The sequence below is a fragment of the Streptomyces sp. NPDC000941 genome, from assembly GCF_053599555.1.
Genome location: NZ_JBSFMM010000054.1, coordinates 31311 through 55470, shown reverse-complemented (window position 1 = coordinate 55470; position 24160 = coordinate 31311). Strand labels below are relative to the sequence as shown.

30 protein-coding genes and 2 pseudogenes are annotated in these 24160 nt (G+C 69.9%); 15 read left to right on the top strand and 17 right to left on the bottom strand.

Annotated elements, in window-relative coordinates:
* Window positions 1-131: 131 nt before the first annotated feature.
* Window positions 132-1145: pseudogene (locus ACWDSL_RS19520) on the top strand (transcriptional regulator); the annotation flags it as partial.
* Here the strand turns inward: ACWDSL_RS19520 and ACWDSL_RS19515 are convergent.
* Window positions 1126-1785: an HAD family hydrolase gene (locus ACWDSL_RS19515; RefSeq protein WP_450486949.1), complete on the bottom strand. Its 660-nt coding sequence runs from the start codon at window positions 1783-1785 to the stop codon at window positions 1126-1128. The pseudogene ACWDSL_RS19520 and the gene ACWDSL_RS19515 sit on opposite strands and share 20 nt — an antisense overlap.
* 972 nt (window positions 1786-2757) lie before the next feature.
* Between ACWDSL_RS19515 and ACWDSL_RS19510 the strand changes: the two are divergent.
* A pseudogene (locus tag ACWDSL_RS19510) lies at window positions 2758-2907 on the top strand (transposase); the annotation flags it as partial.
* A gap of 45 nt (window positions 2908-2952) precedes the next feature.
* On the opposite strand, the gene ACWDSL_RS19505 reads toward ACWDSL_RS19510, so the two are convergent.
* From ACWDSL_RS19505 to ACWDSL_RS19495, 3 genes are all read right to left on the bottom strand, one after another.
* On the bottom strand, window positions 2953-3264 hold the full coding sequence (locus tag ACWDSL_RS19505) for an ArsR/SmtB family transcription factor (RefSeq protein WP_450486941.1): 312 nt from the start codon (window positions 3262-3264) through the stop codon (window positions 2953-2955).
* Between the two features lie 414 nt (window positions 3265-3678).
* Window positions 3679-3930 carry a hypothetical protein gene (locus ACWDSL_RS19500; protein WP_450486939.1) on the bottom strand — a complete coding sequence of 84 codons (252 nt, stop codon included), beginning with the start codon at window positions 3928-3930 and terminating at the stop codon, window positions 3679-3681.
* Between the two features lie 231 nt (window positions 3931-4161).
* Window positions 4162-5394, bottom strand: a complete 1233-nt coding sequence (locus ACWDSL_RS19495; protein WP_450486937.1) for a hypothetical protein — start codon at window positions 5392-5394, stop codon at window positions 4162-4164.
* Window positions 5395-5638: 244 nt separating this feature from the next.
* Here ACWDSL_RS19495 and ACWDSL_RS19490 point away from each other — a divergent pair, with 244 nt between their 5' ends.
* Window positions 5639-6160: a hypothetical protein gene (locus ACWDSL_RS19490; protein WP_450486935.1), complete on the top strand. Its 522-nt coding sequence runs from the start codon at window positions 5639-5641 to the stop codon at window positions 6158-6160.
* Between the two features lie 67 nt (window positions 6161-6227).
* On the opposite strand, the gene ACWDSL_RS19485 is transcribed toward ACWDSL_RS19490, so the two are convergent.
* Together ACWDSL_RS19485 and ACWDSL_RS19480 are read right to left on the bottom strand one after the other, a co-directional pair.
* Window positions 6228-6581: an antibiotic biosynthesis monooxygenase family protein gene (locus ACWDSL_RS19485; RefSeq protein WP_450486933.1), complete on the bottom strand. Its 354-nt coding sequence runs from the start codon at window positions 6579-6581 to the stop codon at window positions 6228-6230.
* A 121-nt stretch (window positions 6582-6702) separates the two neighbouring features.
* Window positions 6703-7653, bottom strand: coding sequence for a LysR family transcriptional regulator (locus ACWDSL_RS19480; RefSeq protein WP_450486931.1), 951 nt, complete (start codon window positions 7651-7653; stop codon window positions 6703-6705).
* A 96-nt stretch (window positions 7654-7749) separates the two neighbouring features.
* Here ACWDSL_RS19480 and ACWDSL_RS19475 point away from each other — a divergent pair, with 96 nt between their 5' ends.
* Window positions 7750-8916, top strand: coding sequence for a nuclear transport factor 2 family protein (locus tag ACWDSL_RS19475; protein WP_450486929.1), 1167 nt, complete (start codon window positions 7750-7752; stop codon window positions 8914-8916).
* A 13-nt stretch (window positions 8917-8929) separates the two neighbouring features.
* On the opposite strand, the gene ACWDSL_RS19470 is transcribed toward ACWDSL_RS19475, so the two are convergent.
* A complete protein-coding gene (locus ACWDSL_RS19470; RefSeq protein WP_450486927.1) occupies window positions 8930-9226 on the bottom strand; it encodes a GntR family transcriptional regulator in 297 nt (98 codons plus the stop codon).
* Between the two features lie 272 nt (window positions 9227-9498).
* Here ACWDSL_RS19470 and ACWDSL_RS19465 point away from each other — a divergent pair, with 272 nt between their 5' ends.
* A complete protein-coding gene (locus ACWDSL_RS19465) occupies window positions 9499-9858 on the top strand; it encodes a hypothetical protein (protein WP_450486925.1) in 360 nt (119 codons plus the stop codon).
* Window positions 9859-9948: 90 nt separating this feature from the next.
* Here the strand turns inward: ACWDSL_RS19465 and ACWDSL_RS19460 are convergent, their stop codons facing one another.
* From ACWDSL_RS19460 to ACWDSL_RS19450, 3 genes are read right to left on the bottom strand one after another with little or no spacing between them, the layout of a single operon-like run.
* Window positions 9949-10641: an HD domain-containing protein gene (locus ACWDSL_RS19460; RefSeq protein ID WP_450486923.1), complete on the bottom strand. Its 693-nt coding sequence runs from the start codon at window positions 10639-10641 to the stop codon at window positions 9949-9951.
* A gap of 1 nt (window position 10642) precedes the next feature.
* Complete coding sequence (locus ACWDSL_RS19455; RefSeq protein WP_450486921.1) at window positions 10643-10912, bottom strand: hypothetical protein; 270 nt, start codon at window positions 10910-10912, stop codon at window positions 10643-10645.
* On the bottom strand, window positions 10909-11403 hold the full coding sequence (locus tag ACWDSL_RS19450; RefSeq protein ID WP_450486920.1) for a hypothetical protein: 495 nt from the start codon (window positions 11401-11403) through the stop codon (window positions 10909-10911). Before ACWDSL_RS19450 ends, ACWDSL_RS19455 begins: the two co-directional genes overlap by 4 nt.
* A gap of 82 nt (window positions 11404-11485) precedes the next feature.
* On the opposite strand from ACWDSL_RS19450, the gene ACWDSL_RS19445 reads away from it, so the two are divergent.
* The 3 genes from ACWDSL_RS19445 to ACWDSL_RS19435 are packed head-to-tail and all read left to right on the top strand — an operon-like array spanning window position 11486 to window position 12922.
* Window positions 11486-11827: a PadR family transcriptional regulator gene (locus tag ACWDSL_RS19445; protein WP_450486918.1), complete on the top strand. Its 342-nt coding sequence runs from the start codon at window positions 11486-11488 to the stop codon at window positions 11825-11827.
* A complete protein-coding gene (locus ACWDSL_RS19440) occupies window positions 11824-12531 on the top strand; it encodes a hypothetical protein (RefSeq protein ID WP_450486916.1) in 708 nt (235 codons plus the stop codon). The genes ACWDSL_RS19445 and ACWDSL_RS19440 overlap by 4 nt, the downstream gene beginning before the upstream one ends.
* A 16-nt stretch (window positions 12532-12547) precedes the next feature.
* Window positions 12548-12922 carry a hypothetical protein gene (locus ACWDSL_RS19435; RefSeq protein ID WP_450486914.1) on the top strand — a complete coding sequence of 125 codons (375 nt, stop codon included), beginning with the start codon at window positions 12548-12550 and terminating at the stop codon, window positions 12920-12922.
* 61 nt (window positions 12923-12983) lie between these two features.
* On the opposite strand, the gene ACWDSL_RS19430 is transcribed toward ACWDSL_RS19435, so the two are convergent.
* Together ACWDSL_RS19430 and ACWDSL_RS19425 are read right to left on the bottom strand one after the other, a co-directional pair.
* Window positions 12984-13676, bottom strand: a complete 693-nt coding sequence (locus ACWDSL_RS19430) for a hypothetical protein (RefSeq protein ID WP_450486912.1) — start codon at window positions 13674-13676, stop codon at window positions 12984-12986.
* 101 nt (window positions 13677-13777) lie between these two features.
* On the bottom strand, window positions 13778-15034 hold the full coding sequence (locus ACWDSL_RS19425) for a hypothetical protein (protein WP_450486910.1): 1257 nt from the start codon (window positions 15032-15034) through the stop codon (window positions 13778-13780).
* A gap of 164 nt (window positions 15035-15198) precedes the next feature.
* Between ACWDSL_RS19425 and ACWDSL_RS19420 the strand changes: the two genes are divergently transcribed.
* Window positions 15199-15624 (top strand): DUF6210 family protein, encoded by a 426-nt coding sequence (locus ACWDSL_RS19420; RefSeq protein WP_450486908.1) that lies wholly within the window; start codon window positions 15199-15201, stop codon window positions 15622-15624.
* Window positions 15625-15664: 40 nt separating this feature from the next.
* Here ACWDSL_RS19420 and ACWDSL_RS19415 read toward each other — a convergent pair whose 3' ends face one another.
* Entirely contained in the window at window positions 15665-16693 is a 1029-nt protein-coding gene (locus ACWDSL_RS19415) for a hypothetical protein (RefSeq protein ID WP_450486906.1), read from the bottom strand.
* A 49-nt stretch (window positions 16694-16742) separates the two neighbouring features.
* On the opposite strand from ACWDSL_RS19415, the gene ACWDSL_RS19410 reads away from it, so the two are divergent.
* A complete protein-coding gene (locus tag ACWDSL_RS19410) occupies window positions 16743-17327 on the top strand; it encodes a DUF4240 domain-containing protein (protein ID WP_450486905.1) in 585 nt (194 codons plus the stop codon).
* 49 nt (window positions 17328-17376) lie between these two features.
* Here the strand turns inward: ACWDSL_RS19410 and ACWDSL_RS19405 are convergent, their stop codons facing one another.
* Window positions 17377-17751, bottom strand: a complete 375-nt coding sequence (locus ACWDSL_RS19405) for a VOC family protein (protein WP_450486903.1) — start codon at window positions 17749-17751, stop codon at window positions 17377-17379.
* Window positions 17748-18419 (bottom strand): TetR family transcriptional regulator, encoded by a 672-nt coding sequence (locus ACWDSL_RS19400; protein ID WP_450486947.1) that lies wholly within the window; start codon window positions 18417-18419, stop codon window positions 17748-17750. The genes ACWDSL_RS19405 and ACWDSL_RS19400 overlap by 4 nt, the downstream gene beginning before the upstream one ends.
* A 287-nt stretch (window positions 18420-18706) precedes the next feature.
* Here ACWDSL_RS19400 and ACWDSL_RS19395 point away from each other — a divergent pair, with 287 nt between their 5' ends.
* On the top strand, window positions 18707-19876 hold the full coding sequence (locus tag ACWDSL_RS19395) for a trypsin-like serine peptidase (protein WP_450486901.1): 1170 nt from the start codon (window positions 18707-18709) through the stop codon (window positions 19874-19876).
* A 111-nt stretch (window positions 19877-19987) separates the two neighbouring features.
* Complete coding sequence (locus tag ACWDSL_RS19390) at window positions 19988-20518, top strand: DUF1269 domain-containing protein (protein ID WP_450486899.1); 531 nt, start codon at window positions 19988-19990, stop codon at window positions 20516-20518.
* Window positions 20519-20558: 40 nt separating this feature from the next.
* On the opposite strand, the gene ACWDSL_RS19385 is transcribed toward ACWDSL_RS19390, so the two are convergent.
* Window positions 20559-21035, bottom strand: coding sequence for a GNAT family N-acetyltransferase (locus ACWDSL_RS19385; RefSeq protein WP_450486897.1), 477 nt, complete (start codon window positions 21033-21035; stop codon window positions 20559-20561).
* 65 nt (window positions 21036-21100) lie between these two features.
* Between ACWDSL_RS19385 and ACWDSL_RS19380 the strand changes: the two genes are divergently transcribed.
* The 3 genes from ACWDSL_RS19380 (at window position 21101) to ACWDSL_RS19370 (ending at window position 22996) form a co-directional block, all read left to right on the top strand.
* Window positions 21101-21898, top strand: a complete 798-nt coding sequence (locus ACWDSL_RS19380; protein ID WP_450486895.1) for an exodeoxyribonuclease III — start codon at window positions 21101-21103, stop codon at window positions 21896-21898.
* Between the two features lie 56 nt (window positions 21899-21954).
* Window positions 21955-22485, top strand: a complete 531-nt coding sequence (locus ACWDSL_RS19375; protein WP_450486893.1) for a tetratricopeptide repeat protein — start codon at window positions 21955-21957, stop codon at window positions 22483-22485.
* A 166-nt stretch (window positions 22486-22651) separates the two neighbouring features.
* Window positions 22652-22996 (top strand): barstar family protein, encoded by a 345-nt coding sequence (locus ACWDSL_RS19370; protein WP_450486891.1) that lies wholly within the window; start codon window positions 22652-22654, stop codon window positions 22994-22996.
* Between the two features lie 48 nt (window positions 22997-23044).
* Here ACWDSL_RS19370 and ACWDSL_RS19365 read toward each other — a convergent pair whose 3' ends face one another.
* Window positions 23045-24085: a helix-turn-helix domain-containing protein gene (locus tag ACWDSL_RS19365; RefSeq protein ID WP_450486889.1), complete on the bottom strand. Its 1041-nt coding sequence runs from the start codon at window positions 24083-24085 to the stop codon at window positions 23045-23047.
* Window positions 24086-24160: the final 75 nt, after the last annotated feature.

Here is a 24160-nt window from a genome sequence, read left to right as displayed (position 1 = left end):
GGGCGACCCGCTACAACATCCGCCGACGGCACTCCCGCCTCGGCCAGATCAGCCCGATCACCTACGAACAGCGATCAACTAATAAGCTGGCCACCACCGCATGACAACCGGTGTCCACAATCGTGGGGAAGCCCCCGGGCGCTAGTCGGCGAACGGCCGCAGCATCGGGCGCACCCGCGATCGGACCTGCCCCGGGGCCACTGCCCATCGCGAGTCATGCCACGCAACCAGCCACCATGGGCGCCGATTTCGCAGCGATCACCGCAGTTCACCGACGCCTGTACTGGTCCGTGCAGCCTTCCCAACTCCATGCCAGCGTCGTGGAACACACACGTCTGGGCACGGCGTTGATGGGGGAGACAACCGGCCGCTGCCGCACCACCCTTGCCGCCGCACTCGCCGAGTCCTACCTGTTGGCCGGGCGTATCGACTTCTTCGACCTCCAGCAGCCTCAGGCAGCAGGCAACGCGTTCGTGCGTGGCCTCCAGGCCGCTGGGGAAGCCGACGACGCACTACTCGGAGCGGCGATCCTCGCTCACACCGCGTTCATCCCAGGCTGGGCAGGCCAAAAGGAAGACGCCGAAGAGCGGATGTCCGCCGCCCGTGCCTACGCCCGCAGGGGCAACGCCCCCGCGATGGTGCTCGCCTGGCTTGACGCCGTCGAGGCCGAATGCATGACGCGGTGCGGCGACACCCGCACCGCACTGCGCTTGATATCCCACGCCGAAAGCGTGTTGGCCGAAGGCGACGCGGATGAGCCATGCCCGGTGTGGATGGACTGGTTCACCCCTGTCCGCCTGGCCGCCTTCAAGGGCAACACGCAACTGATCGCCGGACACACAGCCCAGGCCCGGGACACGCTGCTCGGAGTGCTCGACCATCTACCCGCCGACGACGGCAAACAGCGGACGATCATCCTCGGCGACCTGGCGGCCGTGGAGGCCGCAGCCGGTAAGCCGGAGGAAGCCTGCCGATGGGCCAATGAAGCACTCGATCAGCTAAGCGTGACGTGGTACGCCGTCGGCATGGACCGGATTCGGGATGTACGTAAGCGGCTCCATGCCTGGCGTAACGAGCCGTGGGTCCGCGATCTGGATGACCGCATGTACGGCTGGGGAACGACCGTCAGCGCTCTTCAGCGCTGAGCTTGGCGACTAGCCCCGGCAACTCGGCAAGGCTGTGCACGCGGAAGGTCGGCATCTCGACCGCGTGCGGATCATCCCATTGGATGGTGGCCCACGGCCCGCGCCGGATCAGCGCCGTCTTCATGCCCACCTTGGCCGCCGGGCGGATGTCGTTGTCCATCCGGTCGCCCACGTAAAGGATCTCCTCGGCCTCGCAGGGGGCCGCGTCCGCCACATGGGAGAAGAACGCCGGGTCGGGCTTGGACACGCCCCAGTCGTCGGACGTGCAGATGAAGTCCGCCGGAAGGTCAAGGGAGCGCAGAATGCCCCCGGCCCGCACCGTCTGGTTGCCCGCGATGCCCACCCACAGACCGGCATCCCGCAGCGCCGCCAACGTCGGACGGACATCCGAGTACAGATCGCTGTCATCAAAGTGCTCGGGCTGGCCGGCCTGGGCCCGCTTCTCCCGCTCCTCGGACAGATCGAACCCGGGGCGGAAGACCTGGAACGTTTCGCGGTAGTCCCGACCCTGAGCGATCACGGCGCCGAACGCCGCCGCGAACGTGTGTCGGGGCACGCCCAGCCAATCCGCCCACGTGCCATACTCGCGCGTCTCGTCGACCAGGCACTCACCGACATCGAACACCACAGCTCGGATCATGAAGTGCAGGGTAAGACAATCGGAGCGCGCTTTGCGGACGCTGTCCAGAGGCTCGCTCCGATCACTGTGGATGAGGGCCGTCAGGGACGTGCCAGTCGCCTGCCAGGGCAATGGCACGACAGCATTATCGGGCGTGCCTGGTGTGAGCCTTGCCTGCCTAGCTCCTGATCGCTGTGATGAGAGCCGCGAGGGACCCAAGCAGTGTTGCCGTTGGCAGAAGCCAGGCCAGCACACGTGAGCTCTGCGCCGCGCTCGGGGTGGCCTGACACCCGGTGACATGCGCACAGTTCTGGGGGTGATCATCATGTGCTTCTAACTGCCGTCGGTTCATACGGGCTCCGCTCATCGAGTGGTCATGGTCTGGATCAGTGAGGCGTCTCATGAGCGATGGGAGTCATGCGCGAGAGGCGGTCATTACTAGACCAGTGATAGCAGGCATCGACTTTTGGCCGCGCCCAGACGGATGGGGTTCGGACGCCCCCAATGACCCTCTGACCTGCGATTATTCACTGCACGCGCAATGAATTATGGGTGGTCTAGACCGGGGTGAGCTGCTCGAATGGCGCGCGAAGGAGCCCAGGAACTGGGAGAACACAGCCCGACGGGGTGAGTGTTCGAGTCTCTAGATTGGCTTAAATCAACCTGTCTGCCGAAGTGGCAGCCCACGGCTGGGCGGTTTCGCTCGGCGACCTACGGATGAGAAGTCTTCTGACGGCAACAACGACACATGGCTCCCACCAGTGGCCCGCAGTGAGTACCAGGCCGGGCAGCTGTCAGAGCCCGCACCAGGCCCCTGGCCGAACATACGGATCAAGAGGTCTGGAGTCGGGGCGATTGCCCGCTGAGCTGGTGGCCTGACGGCAGTCGTTGACGGCAACAGGAGTGCACATCGCCGTATCGCGAGACTCGTCCGCGCACCGCGCAGGCTGGGGCGAGGTGTCGACGCACTGATCACCGCGTCAGCGTGACGAACTCCTAAGGCCGAATCCAACCGATCGAGGCAAGAACGGATCGAAGATCCACTTCATCACCGACCGGAACGGGCTGCCGCTGGCCCTGGGCGTCTCGGGCGCCAACCTGCACGACAGTCAAGCCTTGAAACCGCTGGTACGCGCCACCCCTCGGCCATTGCCGTCTTGCAGCGCGCTGACGCAGGTCAGCGCGCGCCTAGTCCGCAGCGATTACGGCCTGGATCAGGCCCGGGAATCGGCGGTCCAGGTCCTCCTTCCGGAGACGCATGTACAGACCGTTCCCGGCGTCGCGCTGATACACCAAGCCTGCCTCGCGCAGTACTCGCCAGTGACGGGTGCGACTGGACTTGCCTACCGGCAGGTCGAAGGAAGCGCACAACCGCTCTTCATCTGGTCGTTCGGCCAGTTCGGCGATGACCCGACGCCGGTTCGCGTCAGCCAGTGCCAAAAGGATCGGCCCCACTTCCAGTTCCTCAGCGCGGGGGTGCACCAACTCGCCTGCCGTCATCACTTCACCCCTCGACAAGGTACGCCTAGGCGCGTACCTTGCAAGAGGTACGCCACTACGCGTACCTTACCGCTGCTGGGGGAGTCATGTCTGTACCTACATCGCCGCATCGCCGAGTTCTGTCGCGGATCCTCTTGTCACTGCGCAAGCTCCTGCTCATCGAACACTCGCCCTTCATGACCCTCTGACCCCGGGCAGGACCCTGTTTCTCGCCTGGGGAGACATGAAGACGGCGGACCAAATTCCCATACGAAACGTCGTCCAAGGTGGTGGTCAGCGAGTGCTGTACAGCAGGGAAGTACAGCAACCACCGCAACCACAGCCGACCGCCACCAGCCCCAGCCGACCGGCTGACCAGCCCAGCAGACCTCAGCGACCGCCCTGCCCGTAGTTCGCATCGAGGGGGTCAGGGGTTCAAATCCCTTCAGCTCCGCAGCAGTGCCAGCCGGCGGTGAGCTCCAGGGATGCGAGTTGGCGTCGTTCGCTGGGCGGATGATGCCAGGCGGGGACCGGGGTGGTGTCGACACCGATATCGCCTCGCCAGCCCTTGAACAGGCCACGGCGGTGGGCGAGACGCACGGTGACCAGCACCAGACGGTCGCTGATCTCCTGCAAAACTGTCCGGGGTACACGTTCGGCGTCCGCGTCCTCCCAGGCTGCCGCCACGTCTATGGCTTCGTCGGCGGGCAGCCGACGGCGCCGGTCACAGCGGTAGGGGTCGAGGGCGCTGGTGAGGCGGTCGAAGGCACGGTAGACGCGGCGGGCGAACGCGTGCCGGGCTCCACGGACGGTGCCGGACTGCTACCTCACTCCAATCGAGTTCGAACAGCAGCTGATCACATCAACTACGCTGTCACTCACCGCGTGAAACCCGGTGTCCACTCCCGGGGATCAACCTCATTGCGGCTCCTCGCCCGGCTGTCGCTTCACGGCCACGATCGATATTGCATTGCCGTCATGCCGACGTTTTTTGGGCGACAGCAGGTCGGTCGCGAGTGGTAGCGGAGCGTGGGCTGTCTCGGGGAACTCGCTGCGGACTTCGGTGAGCAGATCATGCCATCTCGTGCCATGGGCGCCGGCGGCGGCGTGAAGTGCGAGGAGCACGGCTTTGAGCGGGTCGGGGTCCGCCCCGATGACCAGGGCGACAAGCGCCACTTCCTGTTGGGAGGCGTTGGTGCCGTCCGGCAGTGTGATGACCGTGCTGGGAATCTGCGGGTCGGAGGAGAGGAACCTCCGCGCTGTCCTCGGGTCATCCAGCGGTGGGGAGAAGGGCAGGCCCCGGTCCAGTTCGGCCAGGCCGCGAGCGATCCAATCCACGCTGCTGAGACCGGCCACGTCGCAAGAACGGTGCGCGGCCCAACGAGTGATCGCGCGCTGGATCTTTGGCCCGGCCTCGTCGACCGCGTGCACGAGGGCGACATCGAGTCTCCGCATCTCTGCCGCAACCTTGCCAACGCTGCGCAGCCGGTCGCTGGGCAGCCGCCCGCCCCATTCCTTCTTCTCTGCGCGCTCCCGCCGCTCCCGCAGCTCTCGTTCTTCCTGCTCTGCCTTTTCGCGGGTGATGCGTTCGGCCTCGGCCCGTTCATCGGGGGTGGGCAGCGCAGGCAGTTCGCTCACGACCTGGTGCCAGTACGCGGCGGATTTGCTGGTCTGCTTGACGATGCGGTCGTGTTCATACGGGGCCGGCCAGAACTGGAGCAGATACTCATCCAGCACCGGCTCGTCCTCCCGCCGTGTGCCGACGGCCTTGTCCATGCCACGGCAGTGGTAGCGGGCGCGGTACGTGCCTGCGGGCAGACCGAGGTCCCGCTGTTCACCGCTCCATTCGATCAGTGCTGTGTCATTGGAGGCCGCCCGGAAAGGCGTCTCCACGATGTCCTCCCAGTCGTCGTAGTCCAAAGACGGCTCCTCCTCGTGCAGTTCGACGGTGAGGGGGACAGCGCCGCTGCTGATGCCGGTCAGCAGGAACAGGTGTCCAGGCACGGCCGCCCCGCACAGTCCCGCCCGCTGCCCCATGAAGCACTCGTCGAGGCCGTCCTCCGGGCCTTCGTGGATGTCGGCCTCGGTGCGGCCGTCGATGTACATTTGGCCGTAGTCCACGCTGAACTCGCCATTGAAGAGTGTCCGCATGGCCACGAGCTTGCCCCAGGGATCTGACAACACCTGCGACGCCGCCCCGTCCTCATCAACAAGCGGGTCGACCGGCTGACTACCGCCCAGCGCATCCCCTGAGCTGGGGTGTTGCGACGACCACTAGAACTCAAGAAATCCGGCGGGGGCTCTTTTGTGCCATTACAGCGATGCCGTACGTGGCGAAGTTCGTCCTCGAAGCCCACCTGGTGCCGCCGTCACGGGATGGCCCAAGCTGTCCCGCATGGATTGGTTGCCACTGCTCTCCACCCTGGCCGGGGCCGCGATCGGCATCGTCGCTACTCTCATCGCCGATCGGAATCGGTGGAAGCACGAGGATGTCAAAGAAGCTCTTCGGCTGCGGCTCGACATCTACACGCAGTACACCACCGCCGTGAAGGTCCTCGGCGAGAGGCTGCGGGCCTTGGCCGAGCGAGAGCACCCTTCCGACGACGAGCGGGCGCTTGCGCTGCGCGAAGCCTTTCGGGATTCAGGCATAGCCGTCGCATCAGAACGGATGTGGCTCATCGCGCCCCAACCCGTCGTCAAGGCCTCCAACAGCGTGTTCCACTGCCTGCGACGCATCTGCGACGGCTATATCGACGGCACTGCTGTCAGCAGTCCAGAGGACCGCGCCCGCTGGGAGGCACGCGGCAAAGCAGCCGCCAAGATGCGCAAGCTCATGCGTGAAGATCTCGGCGTTGGCCCACTCACCGAACGCCACAGCCCCCTTCTCGACGACTACAACAACCCCGCTGCGCAGTGATCGTGAATCTGGAGCATGCGCAGGTAGACGGCCTCCGACCAGAACGTTTGGTCGGAGGCCGTTGCACCTACGGTCGTGTGAACCCGTGGCTCCGCTCCACCTTCGCCACATGCAGCGTGTAGCTCTGGTACCACTCGGCTTGCCCGCGCTTCTGCGCCGCGCGGTGCTCGGCGTTGCTCCGCCACTCCGTGAGGGCGTCGGCGTCGCGGAAGTACCCGACGGTGATGGACAGCCCACCAGGAGTATGTGCTTGGTCCATCCCCAGGTACCCAGGGACGTCCTTCACCAGGTCTTCCATCCGTGCGGCGGTCTCGCTGTAGCCGCTCTGGTCCTCGGTTCGCACCGCAGTGAAGACAGCGACGTAGTAGGGCAGTTCAAAGGCCTCGACGGGCGCGACAGGTGCTTCGGAGTGATTGCTCATGGCGCCACTGTGAGGCGGGACGCGCTCAACGATCAAGCGTCTTTCCTGAACGGGATACATAAGGGATCCGGCTCTTGACCAAAGCTCTCTGAGCTGACGTTCTCCGGCCACGGGGGGTTGGTCAGCGGGCGCGTGGGTGTGGTGGGCGCTCGGCCCCGGCCAGCTGGTGAGCGGCGTGGGTAGGACGGGCCGAGGCGAACGCAGCGGCGAGCTGATCGTGAAGAGACCCTGCACAGGGGTGGGGGTCGCGGCGTGGTGTGACCGTGTAGATGCCCCGGGTCGGGGGATCGACGAGACCCACTGTGGTGACGTCGGTCCGCAGCGCGCACGTCAGCACCCCGGGCACCAACGCGATGGCATGACCGGTTGCGACCAGGGCCAGCTTGCCGTACAGATCGGCCGCGGTGAGGTCGATACGGGCGCTGACTCCGGCGCGGGCGGCGTGCTGGCGCAGGAGTGCCGCCGAGCCGTCATTGTCCTCGACCCAGGTCTGGTCGGCCAGCGTCCGTATGTGCACCGGGCCGGCCCCGGCCTGCGGATGGCCGACGGGCAGGACGACGACCATGTCGTCCAGGCCGAGGAACCGCCGATCGACCCGCGGGTCATGGGGCAGCCCCGGCGGTGCATCGGTGACGACGGCGATGTCGAGATCGCCGTCGATCACGCGCTGGTGCAGCTGCGCGCTCAGGCCGGGGACCAGGCTCCACCGAATGGATCCGGCCTGCTTCAGCAAGCCCCGGATGGCCTCGGGGACGACCCCGGAGGCCAGGGAGGGGGCGGCGCCGACAGCCAGCGGCCGACCGCACGACCCGTCGTGAACGTCTCGCGCGGCGCGTACGGCGCGGTCGGCCTCGTTGAGCGTGGCCAGGGCGTGGCGCCGGAACACCTCGCCCGCGGCAGTCGGACGCACACCGCGCGCATGGCGATCCACCAGCGGTACACCGATCTGCCGCTCCAGCCCGGCGATCTGCCGGGAGACGGCCGATTGCGTGTGGTTGAGCTCGGTAGCCGCCGCCGACAGCGACCCGAGGCGGCATACGGTCACGAAGGTCCGCCATACGGTCAGGTCCATGGGTGCCAGTATGCCGAGTTGGTATGCCTGTCTCGCAGGGCTGACTTGCTAAATCTGCGCTTGTCGCAGCCCTCGCGGTGCACCACTGTGGCGCGCATGACCGCACCACACACGCCACACACCCTCGCTGTCCTCGGCTTGGGGCGCATGGGCGCCGCGCTCGCGACACGACTCGCCGCCCAGGGCTGGGACGTCGTCGGCTGGACACGCTCCGGGCGCACATCAGGCATCGTCAAGGTGACCGGCGATCCGAGCGCCGCCGTGGCGAAGGCCGACCTCGTGCTCCTGTCACTGTTCGACGGACCTGCCTGCCAGCAGGTCCTCGACGACGTCCGCGATTCGCTGCGTACGGACGCGATCGTGCTGAACACGAGCACGATCGCCTCCGCCGAGGCGTCGAAACTGGCCCGACAACTCGGCCCGTCCTATGTCCACGCGCCCGTGCTCGGCTCCGTACCGGCCGCTGCTGCCGGCACCCTGCAGATCCTTGCCGCCGCCGACCAGGACACGCTCGGTCGAGCCCGACCGGTTCTGGAAACCCTGGGTACCGTCCGGCGCGTGGACGACGCCTCCACCGCCGCCGCGCTCAAACTGATCGCCAACAACAGCCTCGCCGGCGCCGTCCTCGCGCTGCGTGACTCACTGCGGCAGGCCGACGCCCTCGGCCTGCCCCGTACCCAGGTGCTGGATGTCCTCGAACTCGGCCAGCTCGGCGGGCTCGTGGGCCGCAAGCGACACTTCCTCCTCGGCGAGCCGTCCGCTGCGACGGCCGAGTTCACGATCGGTGCGCTGGTCAAGGACATGGCTCTGCTGGCCGCCGCGTCGGGCACCCCCTTGCGCAGTGCGGCCGGCCTGGCCGGTACGCCTGCTGACTCGGAGGCCGACATCGCCGTCGCCGCCACGGTCCCCGCCGTCGAGGACGCCGTGCGCGAACCGCTGCGCGCGTACATCCGCGGACACGCCACTGGCGACCCCGCCCACTTCCGTGACGCGTTCCTGCCCACCGCCCACATCGAGGGAATCCGGGACGGCGCATTCGTCTCGTGGCCCCTGGACGAGTACTGCGCTCTCTTCCAGGGACGGCCGGCCCCGGACGAACCGACCCGCTCCCGCCGCATCGACTCCACCGATGTCCACGGCACCGTCGCGACCGCCACGATGACGCTCTCGCATGGCGCGGACACGTTCACCGATGTCTTCCTGCTGGTCCGCGTCGGCGACAGCTGGCGCATCGCCAACAAGGCGTATCACCGGCACTCCTGAGGGAGTGGAGCCGTTAGCTGGCGGTTTCGTCTTCGTCGGGCGTGTCGGCAGGTGGCGGCTCCATAACGAACGAGCCCTTGCCGCGTACGGTGATGATCAGCCCTCGCTCGCGGAGTTCCTGCGCGGCGCGCCGTGCGGTGAGGCGTGCCACTCCGTACTCGTCGGCGAGGTGGTTCTCGGAGGGGATCGGCCTGTCCGGCGCCAGCTCCCCGGACTTGATCTTCCCGGCGATGATGTCGGCCAGCTGGACGTAGAGCGGCCTCGCGCTCATCGGGTCCAAGGGCGACTTCGTCTCCTCTGCATCGCTCATTTGTCCAACATAGGCATCCGTTGACCTACACAATCGAGTGGATCCCTCTGCACTTGTATGCAGAGGGCTATACCCCGATGTAGCCTCGGGCCGATAAAGACCCCGGCGAGGTGAGCTAGACCTCCCGGGGCATGGCCAACGCTTACAAGGAGCGTCGACATGCGGAACCTTATCCGCCACACCGCCCAGTGGTTGAACCTTCTGCTCACCCCCGGCACGGGAACCCATCGCGCAGGCACCCGTCCGACCCGCAGGTTGAAGGCGGCCGCCTGATGGAGCCGACGGAGTCGACAAAGTCGATGCAGCAGGCCGCCGCGCTCCGGCTGCTGCCCTGGCTGTCCCCGGAGGGGAGGCCGTGCTACCTCTCGGCAGGCAGTGAGGGCGGGCACCTCTCGCGCCTCGCCGACGTGACAGAGGCCCGGCTGCTGGCCACGGGTGCGGAGGTGCTCGGCTTCGCGCGCAAGGTGCTGGGTGATCCCATGTCGCCCTACACCGAGGTGCGGTACTCCGGAATCCGGCTCGCCGAGTGCCTCAGCGATGCCCTGCGCGTCGCCGAGTCGCGCGGGCTCCGCCTTCCCGTACCGGATACGGACGCCGGGGACGCCGGGGGCGACGGGATCGGCGACGAGTAACCTACCCGCCCCTTCGGGCTGGCTCCCGTCCGGCCGCGGCCGCGCCGACCGGCCGGACGGGAAGCGGGGTTCGGGTCGTACCAGTGGTGTTCAAGTGGTCGGCGGGTACTGGTCGTAGTCGTGCCAGCTCGGCTCTTGGGTCATCAGCTGTTGCCAGGTGGGCCAGGGTGCCGGTTTTCTGGCGGAGGAGTTCGCCGGGCATGGTGAACGGCGGGGCTTTGTGGGGTTTGGCGAGTGCCTGGTCGACGATCGTGTCGTAGAGCACTGCGGCGGCGTGCAGACGGGGGAGTACGGCGTGGACCTGGTCGGCGTAGCCGGGGGCAGTGGGTGTTCGGGGTCCGGGCCGAGATCGTAGCCGGCGCCCGCGGTGACCAGAGCGATCTCCGGGCGTTTGCGGGCGGCCAGGTCGGCGTGCAGATGGAGGGCGATGGCGTCCCAGACGACCTCGACGCGGTCGGCGGCCATGCCTTGGTCGGTGAGGAAGCGGGCGGCCAGGTCGGCGCCGTCGAGGTCGAAGGTCTGGTCGCCGTCGCCTTCGCGGCTCAGTCCGGCGTCGTGCAGCGCGCAGCCGACGAACAGTAACTCGTCGTCGTAGTCGTGGCCGGGCTGCAGTCCCTGACGCTCGCCGAGGGAACGCCCGTAGAGATAGGTGCGCAGGCTGTGGTTGAAGATCGCTGGGGATTCGAGGTCGCGGGCCCGGCGCAGGGCTTTTAAGGCCAGGTCGGTGCGGGGGAACGGCAGCCCGGCGTACGGGTCGGTCGTCTCATGCTCCTTGTCGGGCATCTCAGGCTCCTTGGGGCTGGATTCGGCGGAGGACGAGCAGGCCGCCGATGCCTGGGATGGCGGCGAGCCAGCGGACGGTGGAGGTGGCGGTGGGGGTGGGGGTAGGGGTCATCCAGGTGCAGACGATGACCGTGAGGTAGCACATACCGTGCACCGGGCCGCCGAGGGCGGTGATGGCCTTGGTGTGGACGGTGACCAGGTTGAGCAACAGGGCCGCGAGGGATATCGCCTCGACGGCGGCCGCGATCCGCAGGGTGCGCACGGCGGTCACGCTCCTGTGGTGGAGCCGGGGCGGACGATCATCAGGACGACCACGATCGCCCACAGCAGATTGAAGATCCCGGTGGTCATGGCCAGCCGGGTCACCGCCGCTGCCCGCGTGTTCCCGGCGGTCTCCGTGCCGTCCGGTGCGGCCAGCAGGCGTTGTTGGGCGGGGAGGATGGCCAGCGCCAGGAGGGCGGCGGCGATGGTGGTCAGCACGATCGAGGTGATGAGCCAGGCGTCGCCCAGGACGCCGAGTTGGGCGCCGGTGGCGAGGCCGAAGACCGGGACGGCCAGGCCGACGACGGTGTAGCCGCGACAGACGCGGTGCAGGAACGCGGCTATCGCGGGGCCGCGCCGGTCGTGGGGCTCGCGGTCGTCTGGCTCCCGGGCGTCGCCGGGGTCGCGGGCGAAGCGAGGGAAGACCGAGGCGGCCACGGCGATCGGCCCGATCGCCAGGATCGCGGCCAGGACGTGTACGGACAACAGCAGCTTGGTCACTGTGACTCCGTTTAAGTAAGTAGCCTACATGTTGGCTGCCAATATATAGCGGGTCTACAGGTGGATAGGTAGGCTGCCTACTGTGAAGGGAGATGCGGTACGCGGGCACCTGGACGCACTGCTGCTGTCCGTGCTGGAGCAGGGGCCGTTGCACGGCTACGCGATCATCACGGCGGTTCAGCAGCGCAGCGGCGGCGCCCTGGAACTGCGGACGGGCACGATGTATCCGGCGCTCAACCGGCTGGAGCGGCTCGGGCTGCTGCGCAGCGACTGGCAGTCGGTCGGCGAGCGCCGCCGCCGCTGTTACGAGCTGACCGACGCCGGGCGGCGCAGCCTGGCCGAGGAGCGTACGGCCTGGCGCGAGCTCACCGCCGCGATCGGTGCTGTTTTGGAACCCGCTCCGGCACCGAGGCCGGCCACGTGACGGCGCTCGACCGCGGCGCCGCGCCCGGCCTCGACCCGATTGACGAGCATGTCGCCGCGCTGGCGGGCGCCCTGCACGGGCCGGTGCGGGTCAAGGAGCGGATGCTGACCGAGGCGCGTGACGCGCTCAACGACGCCGCGGCGGACATCGCCGGAGGGGGAAGCGCCGACGGCCGCGCCGCGCGTCAGGCGGTCGACGGCTTCGGGAGCGTCAAGGACATCGCGCCCGCCTTTCAGCGGGAGCTCACCATCGCCCAGGCCCGCCACACCGCGCGCCGCGTCGCGCTCATCGTGCCGTTCCTGATCCTCTGCTGGTATGTGCTGGCGATCGTCGACCGCGGCCGGGGCATGCCGCACTCCGTTGAGGTCCTGGCCGTCCATGTGGGTGGCGTAGCGACCGCAGCCGCGCTGCTGGCGGCGGCGTCGCTGGCCGCCACCGGCGCGCTGGCCCGCTGGCTGCCCACCCCGCGGCGGCTTCCACTGATGGTCGCTTGGACCGGCACCGCCGCCTGTGTGGCCATGGCGATCAGCGCCGTGACGTTCACCACCGCATCGGCCCTGGCTGGGAACTGGCTGGTCAGCGTGGGCGTCGGCCTCGTCACCATCGCCTCGCACGTACGGATCGCGGCCTCCGCCCGCGCCTGCCGCGAATGCGCCCGACTGCCCGTCGTCGCCCCGTACGGGATCTCTCCCCAGCGCGGCTGAGGCAGGGGATCGGGGTATGGGCACCTCCGCGGCGCGTGTCGGCAGCGACCGCGCGGCCTTCGGAATCGCGGTGGCCGCGGCCCTCCTCGCCGCCGTGTGGTGGGGGATCGCCGCGGTCGGCACCGAGAACTTCGGCAGCGACTGCCTCTTCTACTTCGGCGAAGCCGGACCGCGTGCCGAGCACTGCTACCAGGTGAACGACCGGGCGGAGGCATGGCTTCCGCGGCTGGTGGCCCTCGCGTGGGTCGGCGCGGCGCTGAGTCTCGTCCTGCCGCGCCGGTTGCTTCCCGGGAAGGTGCCGCTGCGGCGGGCAGCCGCCGGGGTCGCCGTCGGCTGCCTCGTCGTCGCCGTGGTGCTCGGGGCCCATGCCATGGACGTCTCCGCGCCATGACGCGCCATGACGGGCCATAACGGGCCATGGCGGCCCATAATGGGCCTTGATCGGCGGGCGGTCAGCCCACGCGCTCGATGACGGCTCGGCGGATGAGGAACTTCCCGGGCTCGCGTACCTGCTCGAACGCGGCGTTGTTGAGCAGCGCGCAGCTGCCCGAGGTCGAGGTCACACTGACCGTGGTGGACTTGTTGTTGTCCAGATTGGTGACCTTGAGCCGGGTGCCGATCGGGAACTGGTTGCTGGAGGCGGCGGGCGCGCCCTCCTCGCCGGAGAGGGTGACCGTGGAGCCGGCGCAGACCACCTCGCCGGAGGCCCCGCCGGTGTCACCGCCTGCGTCGCCGCCCGGCTGCTGGCCGCCGCCGGTCGCTGGGGAGGTGGCCGGGGCGGTGGTCTCGGGGTCAGCCGCCGTCGGGGCGGAGGTCGGGGCGGTGGTGGGGGTGGAGGGCGTGACGGTCTCGGTGCAGCCTGCCACCTGGCGGCGCTGCTGGATCTGCTTCACCACCTCCTGGCGGTTGGCGATCCTCGCCTCCGACTGGGCGTCGGGGTTGGCCTGTTGGCCGGCGATGAAGTTCAGATTGTTCCGCAGCGCGGTGTCGAGCCCGGCGCAGTTCTCCGTGGGCGCCTTGGCCTGAGTGGTCTCCGATGCCTGGCTGACCCCGACGCCGACGGCGAGGCCGCCGCCCACGAGACCTACGGCGCCGATGGTCAGGGCGATCTTCTGGGGCCGGGTCACACGACGCTTCCGGGACATGCGGAACTCCTCGTTGGATCGGTCCGTGCTGTGCGGTGCCTTTCGCAGCCGAGATACGGCCGTGCGCGGCGAACCGTTCAACGAGGTCCAGACCTTTGTTATCAGACCTGGTCAGAGCCTTGGCACACATCCTCCATGACGAGGGCCGGGAGCACGGCCACGGCCACCTGCCGGGCAGCGGCGTGGGGCGAGGCGGTCCGCTCCGCGAGGGTGGGGCGCCAGGAGGCCAGGCGGTGCAGGGCGGTGCCGAGGCCCCTGTCGTCGTCGCCCAGGAGCGCGGCGATCAGGGCGACCGTGTCGGCGCGGGGTGAGCCGGCCGGGGCGGGGAGATCCTTCAGACGGGGGACGAGGCGGGTGCCGACGCCCTCCGGTGCCGCGGTGGCGGCCAGCGCGGCGAGTACGAACCGGGCCGCGTCGGTCTCCTCGCCCCAGCGGTCCAGGAGGCCCGGCAGCGCGCGGCCGATCGCCCGCCGCGTCATCTGTATGCCGGCCGGCTCCTGCCATACGTCGCCGAGCGCGGCGACGCGGTCGGCCGTGAAGACGGCGAGCGAGGCGCCGGCGGACGCGAGTTGGAGCAGGTCGCCGAGCACGCTCACCCGGACCGCGGGCGGAATCGCGCCGTCGCGCGCCAACTCGGCCAGGAAGGGGACGGCATCGACGGTTTCGTCGGTGCAGTCGCCCTGGTGGGCCACGGCATCGGCCAGGTCGCCCAGGAACGCGCCCGTGGTCTCGTACGGCTCCCCGAAGGCGAAGTCCTCCGCCAACAGCCACGCGACGGCTCCGGGCGCCCCGTCCGCGCTGCCGTACATCCGCTCCGCCACCGCCACCACAGCCCGGACGACATCCTCCGGCCGGTGCGGTTCGGCGGATGCCGGACCGGTCCACCGCGGCCCCGGGGCGGGCGGGGCCGGATCGGTGGGCAGCGGGACGGGCGGGGCGACCTCGGCCGTGGTGCGCTCGTGCACCAGGCCGTCCCGGGTGAAGACCTGCTGCAGGGTGGCCGCGTGCCCCTCGGCGCAGCCCTGATGGAACCCGCCGCGGGACCGGGCGACCCCGGCGATCCGTATGTGCTCATGGCGGAGGAACGGCCCCAGCGCCCGGCGGTCGTGGCCGGAGTGGACCGCGAGCGAGAACACCTGCCACCAGCCGGCCAGTTCGGGGTCGAGCGACGGCTTGCCGTACCAGAAGCTCGACGGATCCGACCGGAAGTGGTCATGGGCCCGTATCGCGACCAGCCGATGCCCGCCCGCGGCCAGCTCCGCGGCGGCCTGCCGCGCCGCGTCCTCGGTGGGCAGACACAGGGTGTGCTGGACGCCCCACGCGGGTGGGGCGGTGGCGGTCGGGTCGGTACGTGCCATGTCGCCCATGGTGCATCCGGCCACTGACAGCGCCGGCCACTGACAGCGTCGGCCACTGACAGCGCCGGCCACTGACAGTGCCGATGGCCGAGGGTGCCGATGGCCGACAGCGCCCCCGCGGAAATCCTGTTGAGGCACTGGGCGCGGGGCCACAGACTGCGGGCATGGCCGGTCAGCGTTTTGTCTTCCTCGACCCCGACGGGGCGTCGGAGGAATGGATCTATGTGGTGGTCGAGGCGGCCACCGGGGTGTCCTACCAGCAGCAGTACGGCGGAACGGCCTGCCGGCAGGGGCGGGTCGAGGGATATTTGGTGCCGGTGTACGCGCCCGATGAGCTCGACGGGCTGTGCGAGATGTTCGAGGGGCATTTCCGAGGGGCCGGGACCTGGAATCACCAGTGGACGGCCGACGAGTTGGCCAAGCTGCGGGAGATCGTCGCGGGTGTGACCTTCTGGGTCTGCGACGGTACGAACGAGGAGCCGCGTTCGCTGCGGCTCGACGAGGGCCGGCTCGCCGAGGCCGACGAGGCGTGGGTCCCCGTCACGACGCCGGACGGGCCGGGCGTGCTGCTGTGGTGCAACTCCGACTGAGCCGCCTCACCTGATCCCGTCGTGATCCTCGCCGGGGCGATCAGCGCGCCGCTGCGCGGGTGATGGCCTCGGCGGTCTGCCAGAGGCGGGGGAGGAAACGGGTGACCTCCTCGGCGCGGTGGAGGAGGTCGGGCGTCGAGGCGATGCCGAGGTCGGCGAGGGCGGCGCGGAAGGGCGGGGTGAGCGCCTGGTGGGTGTCGGGGGCGTCGGCGGCCAGGATGGTGTGGCAGCGGGCGAAGGTCGCGATGATCCAGAAGACCGCCTCGTGGTGGCGGCCGCGGTCGATGAGGGCCTGGCTGCCGTCGATCGCGATGGGCCGCGCCGCCGGGGTGATGTCGCTGCTGAAGAAGAACGGCGTTTTCGCGAGGGCGGCCGTGGCGTCGAACGTCTCGGCCAGCTCCCGCAGATGGCGCCGGACGCGCTCGGCGGGCAGCTGGGCGCAGCCGAGGAGGTCGAGGAGTTCGGGGTAGAAGTCGAGCCGGCCGTGGTCGGCGAGGGCTTCGCGTGCGGCCAGGTAGCGCAGCCGTACGGTGGGGTTGCGCAGGGCGGCGACGAGCAGCACATGGGTGGTCACACCGGTGGGGAACAGCCAGGACGTCACCTGTTCGTGGAACGGCGCCGACGCGTCGATCGCCGCCAGCCCGCGCTCGATCCGGCGGCGGGCGTCCTCGCATCTGCGGCGCACCCAGGGCGTGGCGGCGAAGTCGCGCGAGACGTGGGCGTGCAGGGCGCGCAGCCGGCCGGTGGGGTCGTCGATGACCGTGTCGGTGCGGAAGCTGCCGGCCAGGTGGTACGAGGCGAGCACGGCGTCGGGCGGGGCGAGCTGTGCCCAGGGCAGATAGCTGATCTCCAGCAGGGTGCCGTCGTGGCGGAGTTTGCCTGGTTTGGCCGGGGGATCGTCCTCGGCGGTGACGACCACGACGTCGACGTCGGAGGTCGGCGGCAGCTCGGCGGCGTCCGGCAGGCCGACCGTCGAGCCGCTGAAGTACGCCCCGCGGAAACCGGGTTCGGGGCGGGCGTACCGGTCCACCCACCGGGCCGCGGTGGCACGTGCCGAGCCGATCTTCACCGTGCGTCTCCTCCCTGCGTTGTCAGACCCCCGTGGCACAGTCGACCACATGGACACGGATCGCTTCTGGACCGTCATCGAACCCGCGCGGGCGGCCGGCCCGGACGGGAAGCCTGGCGACAAGCCTTTCGACGAGGTGCTGGTCGACCTGCTCGCCGCGCTTTCGAAGGAAGAAATCATCGAATTCCAGACGCGGTTCGACGAGATACACGGCGCCGTCTATCGGTGGGACGTCTGGGCCGCCGCCTATCTCATCGGCGGCGGCTGCTCCGACGACAGCTTCATCGACTTCCGCGCCGGGCTGATCGCGCTGGGCCGCGAGTGGTACGAGCGCGCGGCCGCCGACCCGGACAGCCTCGCGCAGCACCCGGCCGTGATCGAGGCCGTGGCTGGCGGCGTCGATGAGGCCCTGTTCTACGAGGAAGTCAACTATGCGGCGAGCAGGGCGTTCGAGCGGGTCGCTGGGGACGCGGAGGACTTCTACGAGGAGCGGAAGCGTCACCGGTCCCTGCGGGGTGTGAGCGGCGGTTCCGAGGCGGACATGGGTGAGGACTTCGACTTCGACGACGACGAGGAGATGAGTCGCCGTCTGCCGCGCCTCGCGGCGCTGTATCTGGATGAGGTCGTGGCCTGAGACGACGCTGCCGTATGGCGGGCCTCGTGCCCGTCAGCCTGTCAAACCGTCACGCCGGGGACATCACCTCGTACAGGTTTCCCGTCTCGTCCTGGAAGAACAGGCCCCGGGGGCACAGGGGATGGTCGATCCGGCTGTTGTCGGGCTGGGTGGGGTCGTTGCCGTACGGGATGCCTGCCGTGCGGATCCGGGACAGGATCGCGTCGAAGGTGGCCGGGTCCACGTCGAAGGCCAGGTGGTGCCCTTCGGGGGCGGTCACGGTCATGAAGTCCAGGGTGAGCGTGTTGTTCACCCGTACGGGGGCGAAGTGGCCGTTGCGGCCCGCGGGGGGCAGTTCCTCCAGGCCCATGACGGAGGCGAAGAAGCGGGCCGCCTCGCGGTGGTCGGCGGCGGGGACGATGGTGTGGTTCAGCGTGACGGTCATGTGCCGCTCCCGGGTCGGTTGAGGGTGCCGTGCAGGAGGACGTCGACGAACTCCACCGGATCGACGTCGGCGCCCTCGGCGCCGAAGTGCAGCTGGGTGAAGAGCATGCCGAGGAAGATCGAAGCGATTCGTTCGGGGGGCAGGCGCAGGGTCGCCCGGTCGGGCTCGACGAGTTCGGTCAGGGCGTCGCGGGTCGCCCGCATCGATGTCTCCCGGCTGTCCGCCGGCCGGTCGGGGCCGTCGTGCGGGTTGTCGGAGGTCGAGGTCCGGCCGCTGGTTGGTCGGGCGCCGGTCGGTGGGGCGGCGGTTGGCCGGGCGGCGGTCGGTCGGTCGCCGGTTGGCCGGGCGGCGGGGGTGCGTTCGCGGCGGTGGCCCGAGGCGTGCAGGGCCCCGGCCACCGCGCCCATCCGCGTCAGATGGGCCCGCATCGCCTCGGCCGCCTCGGTCAGCCGGTCGGCGAGCGGCTGGTCGAGGGAGATGGAGGCCAGCTCGCGCAGCACATGGCTGGGGTTCATCGCCTCGGCCGTGCAGGCGGCCAGCACCTCCTCCTTGTCCTTGAAGGCGCGGAAGATCGTCGCCTCGCCGATACCGGCGGCGCGGGCGATCTGCGCCGTGGTCACCGCGGCGCCGTACTCGGCGACCAGCGGGAGCGCGGCCGCGACGATCATCGCCCGGCGCTGCTCGGTGCTCATGCCCGGTGCGCGCCGCCGGGCCGGTGGTTCTGCCATGCCGTCCACGGTACGGAGTGAGTACTCACTCCGTCAATGCGCATCGAAGCGATGTCATGGAATCGTGCCGACCCGGTTTGTGTTGTGTGCGGGCTGTGAACCAGGTGACGGCTGTGGCCTGAGGTGCGGGCATAGTGGGGGGTCTGTCCCAGAAGGGGCAGTTGGAAGACGGCTTCACGCGCAACCAACATGCGCGGCACAGCAGCACACAGGGGGACGACGCTCCAATGCCATCCATACGCCGCTCCGCCGCGGCCGTCGCGGCCATGGCCGCGCTGCTCGCGGTCACCGCCACGGCCTGTGGGCCGAGCGACGACAACGCCGGGTCCGAGCCGAGCGCTTCGGCCACCACCGGGGACAAGGGCAAGGAGAAGGAAGGCCTGAAGATTCCGGACGGGGTGCCGACCAGTCTGGACGACCTGAAGAAGTGGAAGGACGGCGGCTGGAAGAACTGGGACGACTGGGCCCGCAAGGCTTCCGATTTCGCCAACCCCGTCATCAAGAACTTCTGGCAGCCGTCCCGGATGGCCAAGGCCAAGGACTCGCCGAGCACCGTCGCCACGCAGAGCGCCGGTGCGGGCCAGGCGGCCACCGACCCCGAGCCGTCCGCTATTCAGGCCAAGCAGGTCTCGCGGCCGTACCACCAGAACATGGCGCCGGTCGGCAGGGTCTTCTTCGACAGCCCCGACGGGCCGATGGTCTGCTCGGGAACGGTCGTCGAGGACCCGGCCCACCCGGGCAAGTCCAACCTGGTGTGGACGGCGGGCCACTGTGTGCACTCCGGCAAGCAGGGCGGCTGGATGCGGAACATCGTCTTCGTGCCGTCGTACAACGACAACGGGCTGCCCGCCAACCGGACCGAGACCGCCGCGAGCCAGGAGGTCGCCCCGTACGGCGTGTGGTGGGCGGACTGGTCGCAGACCTCCTCGCAGTGGATCGACGGGGGCGCCCACACCGGCAACGTCGCCTCGTCGTACGACTTCGCGGTGCTCCATCTGAAGCCGGAGAACGGCGGCGGCAAGTCGCTGCAGGAGACGGTCGGGGCCGCGGTCCCGGTGTGGTTCGACGCGCCGTCGGCGAACCAGGTCAGCTCGATCGGCGCGTACGGCTACCCGGCCGCGCCGCCGTACGACGGCGCGCTGATGTTCAACTGCCTGGACCGGCCCAACCGGCTGTCGTTCTCGCCGAGCGCGCCGACGATGTACCGGATCGGCTGCACGATGACCGGCGGCTCGTCCGGTGGCGGATGGCTGGTGAACCGCGGTGGCAAGACGACGCTGGTGTCCAACACCTCCATCAGCTCCAATGCGCACACCTGGCTCGCCGGGCCGCATCTGGGCAGTGAGGCCAAGGGCGTGTTCGACGCGATCAGCCAGAAGTTCGCGGCCAACGGCTGACCGGCAGCGCCCCCGCGTACGGCTGATCGGCGTCCCCTGCGCACCTCGTGTGCCCTGCTTATGCGGTGGTCACGAGGTGCGTGAGGGCCGGTCTGCGGCAAGAGTGGGGGTATGGCCGAGAACATCTTGTTTATGGATCTTCCGGGGCCGGAAGCGGCCCCTCGGGCGCTCGACGCACTGCTCCGCGCGGATGACGAGGGCACGCTGGTGCTGTGCGAGGGCGCGGTGATCGCGCGGGCCGTGGACGGGACGCTTGATCTGCCGGACTGCGTGAACAGCGCCGGCGCCCGCTGCTTCACCATGGACGACCTGATGGGCGGGCTCGTGGGCCTTCTGGGCGGGCCGCTCGGCATCATGATCGGCTTCGGGGAGGGTGGGTTCGTCGGCGCGGCGCGGGACACGCGCGAGGGTATGGGCGCGGGGCGGGGCGGCGGTGAGGGTGCGGATGCGGGCGTGAGCGCCGCCCTGGAGATGCTGGCCGCCGAGGTCCCGCCGGGCACCACCGTGCTGGTCGCCGACGTACGCGAGCCGTCTCCTGACGCGGCCGACCGGGCCTTGGCGCCGTACGGTCATCCGGTCGCCCGGTATCCGGCCGGCCGGGTGCGCAGGGAGATCGAGTCGGCCAAGGCCGAACGCTCCTAGGCGCCTGCCGAGCACCCGGCCGCGAGCCCGCTGCCGCGGCCTACACCAGCGGCTTGCCGTAGCAGCGGCTCAACTCGTCGAAGCGGTACAGCCCGAACTTGGTGATCGGCACATAGCCGGACGAGGTGTAGAGCGCCATGGCCTCCGGCTGCTCGGTCCCCGTCTCCAGCACCATCCGCTGCCGCCCCGCCTCCCGGGCGCTGTCCTCCAGCGCCGCCAGGATCCGGCGGGCCAGCCCCTGCCCCCGCGCCTCCCGGATCACGAACATCCGCTTGATCTCGGCGTCGCCGTCCACGTGGCCCTCCTCGCTGTGCTCCTGGCTGCGCCAGCCGCCGCTGGCCACCGGGCGGCCCTGTGCGTCGTAGGCGAGCAGGTAGCGCCCCCGGGGCGGTTCGAAGTGCGCCGGGTCCATGACGGTCAGGTCGGGGTCGCCGTAGCGCTCGACGTATTCGGCCTGCACCTCGTCGTTGAGCTTGACGGCGTCGGGGTGGTCGTAGGGGACGGACTGAATATTCATGCGAGGGATCGTACTTCCATGCGAATCGGCGGTGCGCTCGGTTTTTTCTGGCGTATCGTGCCGGAATGCTCACCGTGACCACCGTGAATGTAAACGGGCTGCGCGCCGCAGCCAAGAAGGGCTTCCTGCCATGGCTCGCGGGCACCGCCGCGGACGTGGTGTGCCTGCAAGAGGTGCGCGCCGAGCCCGGTGAGCTGACCGCGCCGGTCCGCGAGCCCGACGGCTGGCACACCGTGCACGCCCCGGCAGACACCAAGGGCCGGGCCGGGGTCGCCGTCTACACGCGGCGCGAGCCGGAGGGCGTACGGGTCGGCTTCGGGTCCGCGGAGTTCGACGGCAGCGGCCGCTATCTGGAAGTGGATCTGCCCGGGGTGACGGTCGCCAGCCTGTATCTGCCGTCGGGGGAGGTCGGTACGGAGCGGCAGGAGGAGAAGGAACGCTTCATGGGCGAGTTCCTGCCGTATCTGAAGGAGCTGCGGGAGCGCGCCGCGGCCGGCGGGCGCGAGGTGCTGGTGTGCGGCGACTGGAACATCGCGCACCAGGAGCCGGACCTCAAGAACTGGAAGGCCAACCGGAAGAAGTCCGGGTTCCTCCCGGAGGAGCGCGCATGGCTGAGCCGGGTGTACGACGAGGCGGCGTACGTGGACGTGGTGCGCAAGCTGCACCCGGACGTCGAGGGGCCGTACTCGTGGTGGTCGTACCGCGGGAGGGCCTTCGACAACGACGCCGGGTGGCGCATCGACCTGCTCGTCGGCACGCCGGGGCTGGCCGAGCGGGCCGTGAAGGCACAGGTGGAGCGGGCGGCGAGCTACGACAAGCGGTGGAGCGACCACGCTCCGGTGACGGCGGTCTTCGGCGGCTGACACGGGTGGCCCCGGGCGGTGACCTTGGGCGCGGCCCGGGGTGAGATGCTGCGCCGGTGAACACTGCGGCATCGGATTGGGAACGGCGGGTCGCGGACCTGTGGACCGCCTTCGACGACCACGGCCCCGCCGACTTCCTGGCGGCCATGACGGCACTGGCGGCCGAACTCCCCGCCGGCGACCCCGTCGCGTCCTTCGAGCTGGCCTCGGCGTACGACGCCACCGACCGCGAGGCGGAGGCCGCCCCGCGCTACCGCGAGGCCCTGGCCGCCGGACTCGGCGGGTCGCGGCGCCGCCAGGCGGTGATCCAGCTGGCCAGCACGGTGCGCAACCTCGGCCGGCCGGAGGAGGGCGTCGCGCTGCTCACCGCGGAACGGGAAGCGGAATCCGACGAACTCGACGACGCCGTCGCCGCGTTCCTCGCGCTGGCGCTCGTCGACGCCGGGCGGGAACGGGAGGCGGTGGGCCTCGCCCTGTCGGCTCTGTCCCGTCATCTGCCCATGTACAACCGCTCGCTGGCGCGCTACGCCGACGAACTGGCGGGCGGAGCGGACGGAGCGGACGGAGCGGGCGGAGCAGGACGCTGAGCGCCGCGCCGAGCGGCGCGCGTGTGCACCGTTCACTCAGGGCCTGTGGGATCCGCCGCCCCCGCGGGCCCGCCCCTTCTGGCAGCGGTGGTACGACGGTCCGCCGACGGCCCCGAACCAGTGGGCCGGGTACGGGACCCGCGACCGTGAGCTCTGGCTCGACTGCGTGCGCGAGCGAGGGTGTGCCCCGTCCGTTCCGGCCGCGCCGCCCGGGCGCGTGTACGAGCTGGACGGGCGGCACATCACGGATGTGCCCGGCCTCTATCTCGCGCTCGGCGAGGCCATGCGCGGCCCCGGCGGCTACTACGGCTGCAACGCCGACGCCCTGGACGACTGCCTCGGCGGAGGCTTCGGGGTCACCACGCCGTTCACGCTGGTCTGGCACGACGCGCGGATCGCGCGGCGGAGCCTGGGGCGGGTCCTCGACTCGCAGGGGGATCCGTACAGCTACTTCGACGTGGTGCTCGAGGTCCTGAAGGACGGCCGGGTCGAGGTGCGGCTGAGGGACTGAGCCTGAGGGGCTGAGCCTGAGGGGCTGAGCGACTGAGCCTGAGCTGCCTCACGTGCAGTCGTTGGTGGCGTCCCAGCAGGTCTCCTCCGGGAAGGGGTCGCCACCGTCGGACGTCGGCGAGGTGTCCGTCGTGGGCGGCGGGTCGTCGGGGAGCGAGGGCGGGTCGTACGGGGTCCACTGCGACGTCGGCGAACTCCGCGAGGGCTTCGGCTTCTTGGGGGCCGTCGTCTTCGTGGGTGTGGGCGTGGGCGCCGACGAGGCCTCCCGCGGTTCGGTGGCCGACGGTTCGTCCTTGGCGGGTTTGGCGTCGGCGGCGTTTGAAGTGGCACCGTCCGAGGGGCGGCTCGGTGTGCCCGAGGGGGTCGCGGCCGCCGGCGCTTCCGTACGGCTGCCCTCGCGCGGCTCGTCGGGGCGGTCGCCGGGGCGCAGAATCGCCGTGGCCGCGGCGGTCAGGAGCACGATCGCGACCGTGGCGGCGATGATCACGCCCGGTCGCCGGAGGCGGCGCCCGGCCGCCTTCAGCCCCTTCGGCCGCTTTGGTCCCTCTGACCCCGCTGGCCCCTCTGGCGTCTCGGGGTGCGGTGTGCGGGGGGAGCTTTGCGGCTCCCGGTCCGGCTCCGGCTCCCGGTCCGGTGCTGTGTCCGGTACGGGCTCCGGGTTCTCGGCCACGGGTTCGGGATCCTCGGCCAGCGGCTCGGGATCTTGGGGTACGGGCTCGTGATGCTCGGCCACCGGCTCGGGATGCTCGGCCACCGACTCCGCCTCCACCGTCGGTGACGGCTCCTCGGCGTCGGTGGGCTCCTGCTCGACCTCGACGGCCAGGCGCTTGCGGACCCCCACCCACGCCTCGACTGTGGCCTCGTCACCGCCGCAGGCCCGGACGAAGGCCGCCACCAACTCCTCGCGGGGCAGCTCCTGTCTGTTCAGCGCCCCGGCGAGGGTGGCGCGCGGCAGCACGTCCCCCGCCGCCCCGGCCCGGCGTTCCAAGTCGCGATAGCTCAGATCCGCCCACTGGCGCAGCTGGCGCATCACCGCCACGAACTCCGTGGAGTCCTTGACGTCGTGTGGCAGTGGAATCCTTCCGTCCACCTCGGCCCCCCGTGTGTTCTGTTGTGTTGGAGCTCGGTCCTCCCCGGGAGCTTAAAGGGCTCGCCATGAAAACTC

What these genes read in the sequence shown, in the direction of transcription:
- ACWDSL_RS19505 (WP_450486941.1), bottom strand. Translation starts at nt 3,264, where the DNA reads ATGACGGCAGGCGAGTTGGTGCACCCCCGCGCTGAGGAACTGGAAGTG.
- ACWDSL_RS19470 (WP_450486927.1), bottom strand. Translation starts at nt 9,226, where the DNA reads ATGAGCGATGCAGAGGAGACGAAGTCGCCCTTGGACCCGATGAGCGCG.
- ACWDSL_RS19475 (WP_450486929.1), top strand. Translation starts at nt 7,750, where the DNA reads ATGACCGCACCACACACGCCACACACCCTCGCTGTCCTCGGCTTGGGG.
- ACWDSL_RS19410 (WP_450486905.1), top strand. Translation starts at nt 16,743, where the DNA reads ATGGACACGGATCGCTTCTGGACCGTCATCGAACCCGCGCGGGCGGCC.
- ACWDSL_RS19435 (WP_450486914.1), top strand. Translation starts at nt 12,548, where the DNA reads ATGGGCACCTCCGCGGCGCGTGTCGGCAGCGACCGCGCGGCCTTCGGA.
- ACWDSL_RS19480 (WP_450486931.1), bottom strand. Translation starts at nt 7,653, where the DNA reads ATGGACCTGACCGTATGGCGGACCTTCGTGACCGTATGCCGCCTCGGG.
- ACWDSL_RS19400 (WP_450486947.1), bottom strand. Translation starts at nt 18,419, where the DNA reads ATGATCGTCGCGGCCGCGCTCCCGCTGGTCGCCGAGTACGGCGCCGCG.
- ACWDSL_RS19395 (WP_450486901.1), top strand. Translation starts at nt 18,707, where the DNA reads ATGCCATCCATACGCCGCTCCGCCGCGGCCGTCGCGGCCATGGCCGCG.
- ACWDSL_RS19420 (WP_450486908.1), top strand. Translation starts at nt 15,199, where the DNA reads ATGGCCGGTCAGCGTTTTGTCTTCCTCGACCCCGACGGGGCGTCGGAG.
- ACWDSL_RS19385 (WP_450486897.1), bottom strand. Translation starts at nt 21,035, where the DNA reads ATGAATATTCAGTCCGTCCCCTACGACCACCCCGACGCCGTCAAGCTC.
- ACWDSL_RS19515 (WP_450486949.1), bottom strand. Translation starts at nt 1,785, where the DNA reads ATGATCCGAGCTGTGGTGTTCGATGTCGGTGAGTGCCTGGTCGACGAG.
- ACWDSL_RS19380 (WP_450486895.1), top strand. Translation starts at nt 21,101, where the DNA reads ATGCTCACCGTGACCACCGTGAATGTAAACGGGCTGCGCGCCGCAGCC.
- ACWDSL_RS19430 (WP_450486912.1), bottom strand. Translation starts at nt 13,676, where the DNA reads ATGTCCCGGAAGCGTCGTGTGACCCGGCCCCAGAAGATCGCCCTGACC.
- ACWDSL_RS19465 (WP_450486925.1), top strand. Translation starts at nt 9,499, where the DNA reads ATGGAGCCGACGGAGTCGACAAAGTCGATGCAGCAGGCCGCCGCGCTC.
- ACWDSL_RS19425 (WP_450486910.1), bottom strand. Translation starts at nt 15,034, where the DNA reads ATGGCACGTACCGACCCGACCGCCACCGCCCCACCCGCGTGGGGCGTC.
- ACWDSL_RS19495 (WP_450486937.1), bottom strand. Translation starts at nt 5,394, where the DNA reads ATGCGGACACTCTTCAATGGCGAGTTCAGCGTGGACTACGGCCAAATG.
- ACWDSL_RS19405 (WP_450486903.1), bottom strand. Translation starts at nt 17,751, where the DNA reads ATGACCGTCACGCTGAACCACACCATCGTCCCCGCCGCCGACCACCGC.
- ACWDSL_RS19485 (WP_450486933.1), bottom strand. Translation starts at nt 6,581, where the DNA reads ATGAGCAATCACTCCGAAGCACCTGTCGCGCCCGTCGAGGCCTTTGAA.
- ACWDSL_RS19460 (WP_450486923.1), bottom strand. Translation starts at nt 10,641, where the DNA reads ATGCCCGACAAGGAGCATGAGACGACCGACCCGTACGCCGGGCTGCCG.
- ACWDSL_RS19390 (WP_450486899.1), top strand. Translation starts at nt 19,988, where the DNA reads ATGGCCGAGAACATCTTGTTTATGGATCTTCCGGGGCCGGAAGCGGCC.
- ACWDSL_RS19490 (WP_450486935.1), top strand. Translation starts at nt 5,639, where the DNA reads ATGGATTGGTTGCCACTGCTCTCCACCCTGGCCGGGGCCGCGATCGGC.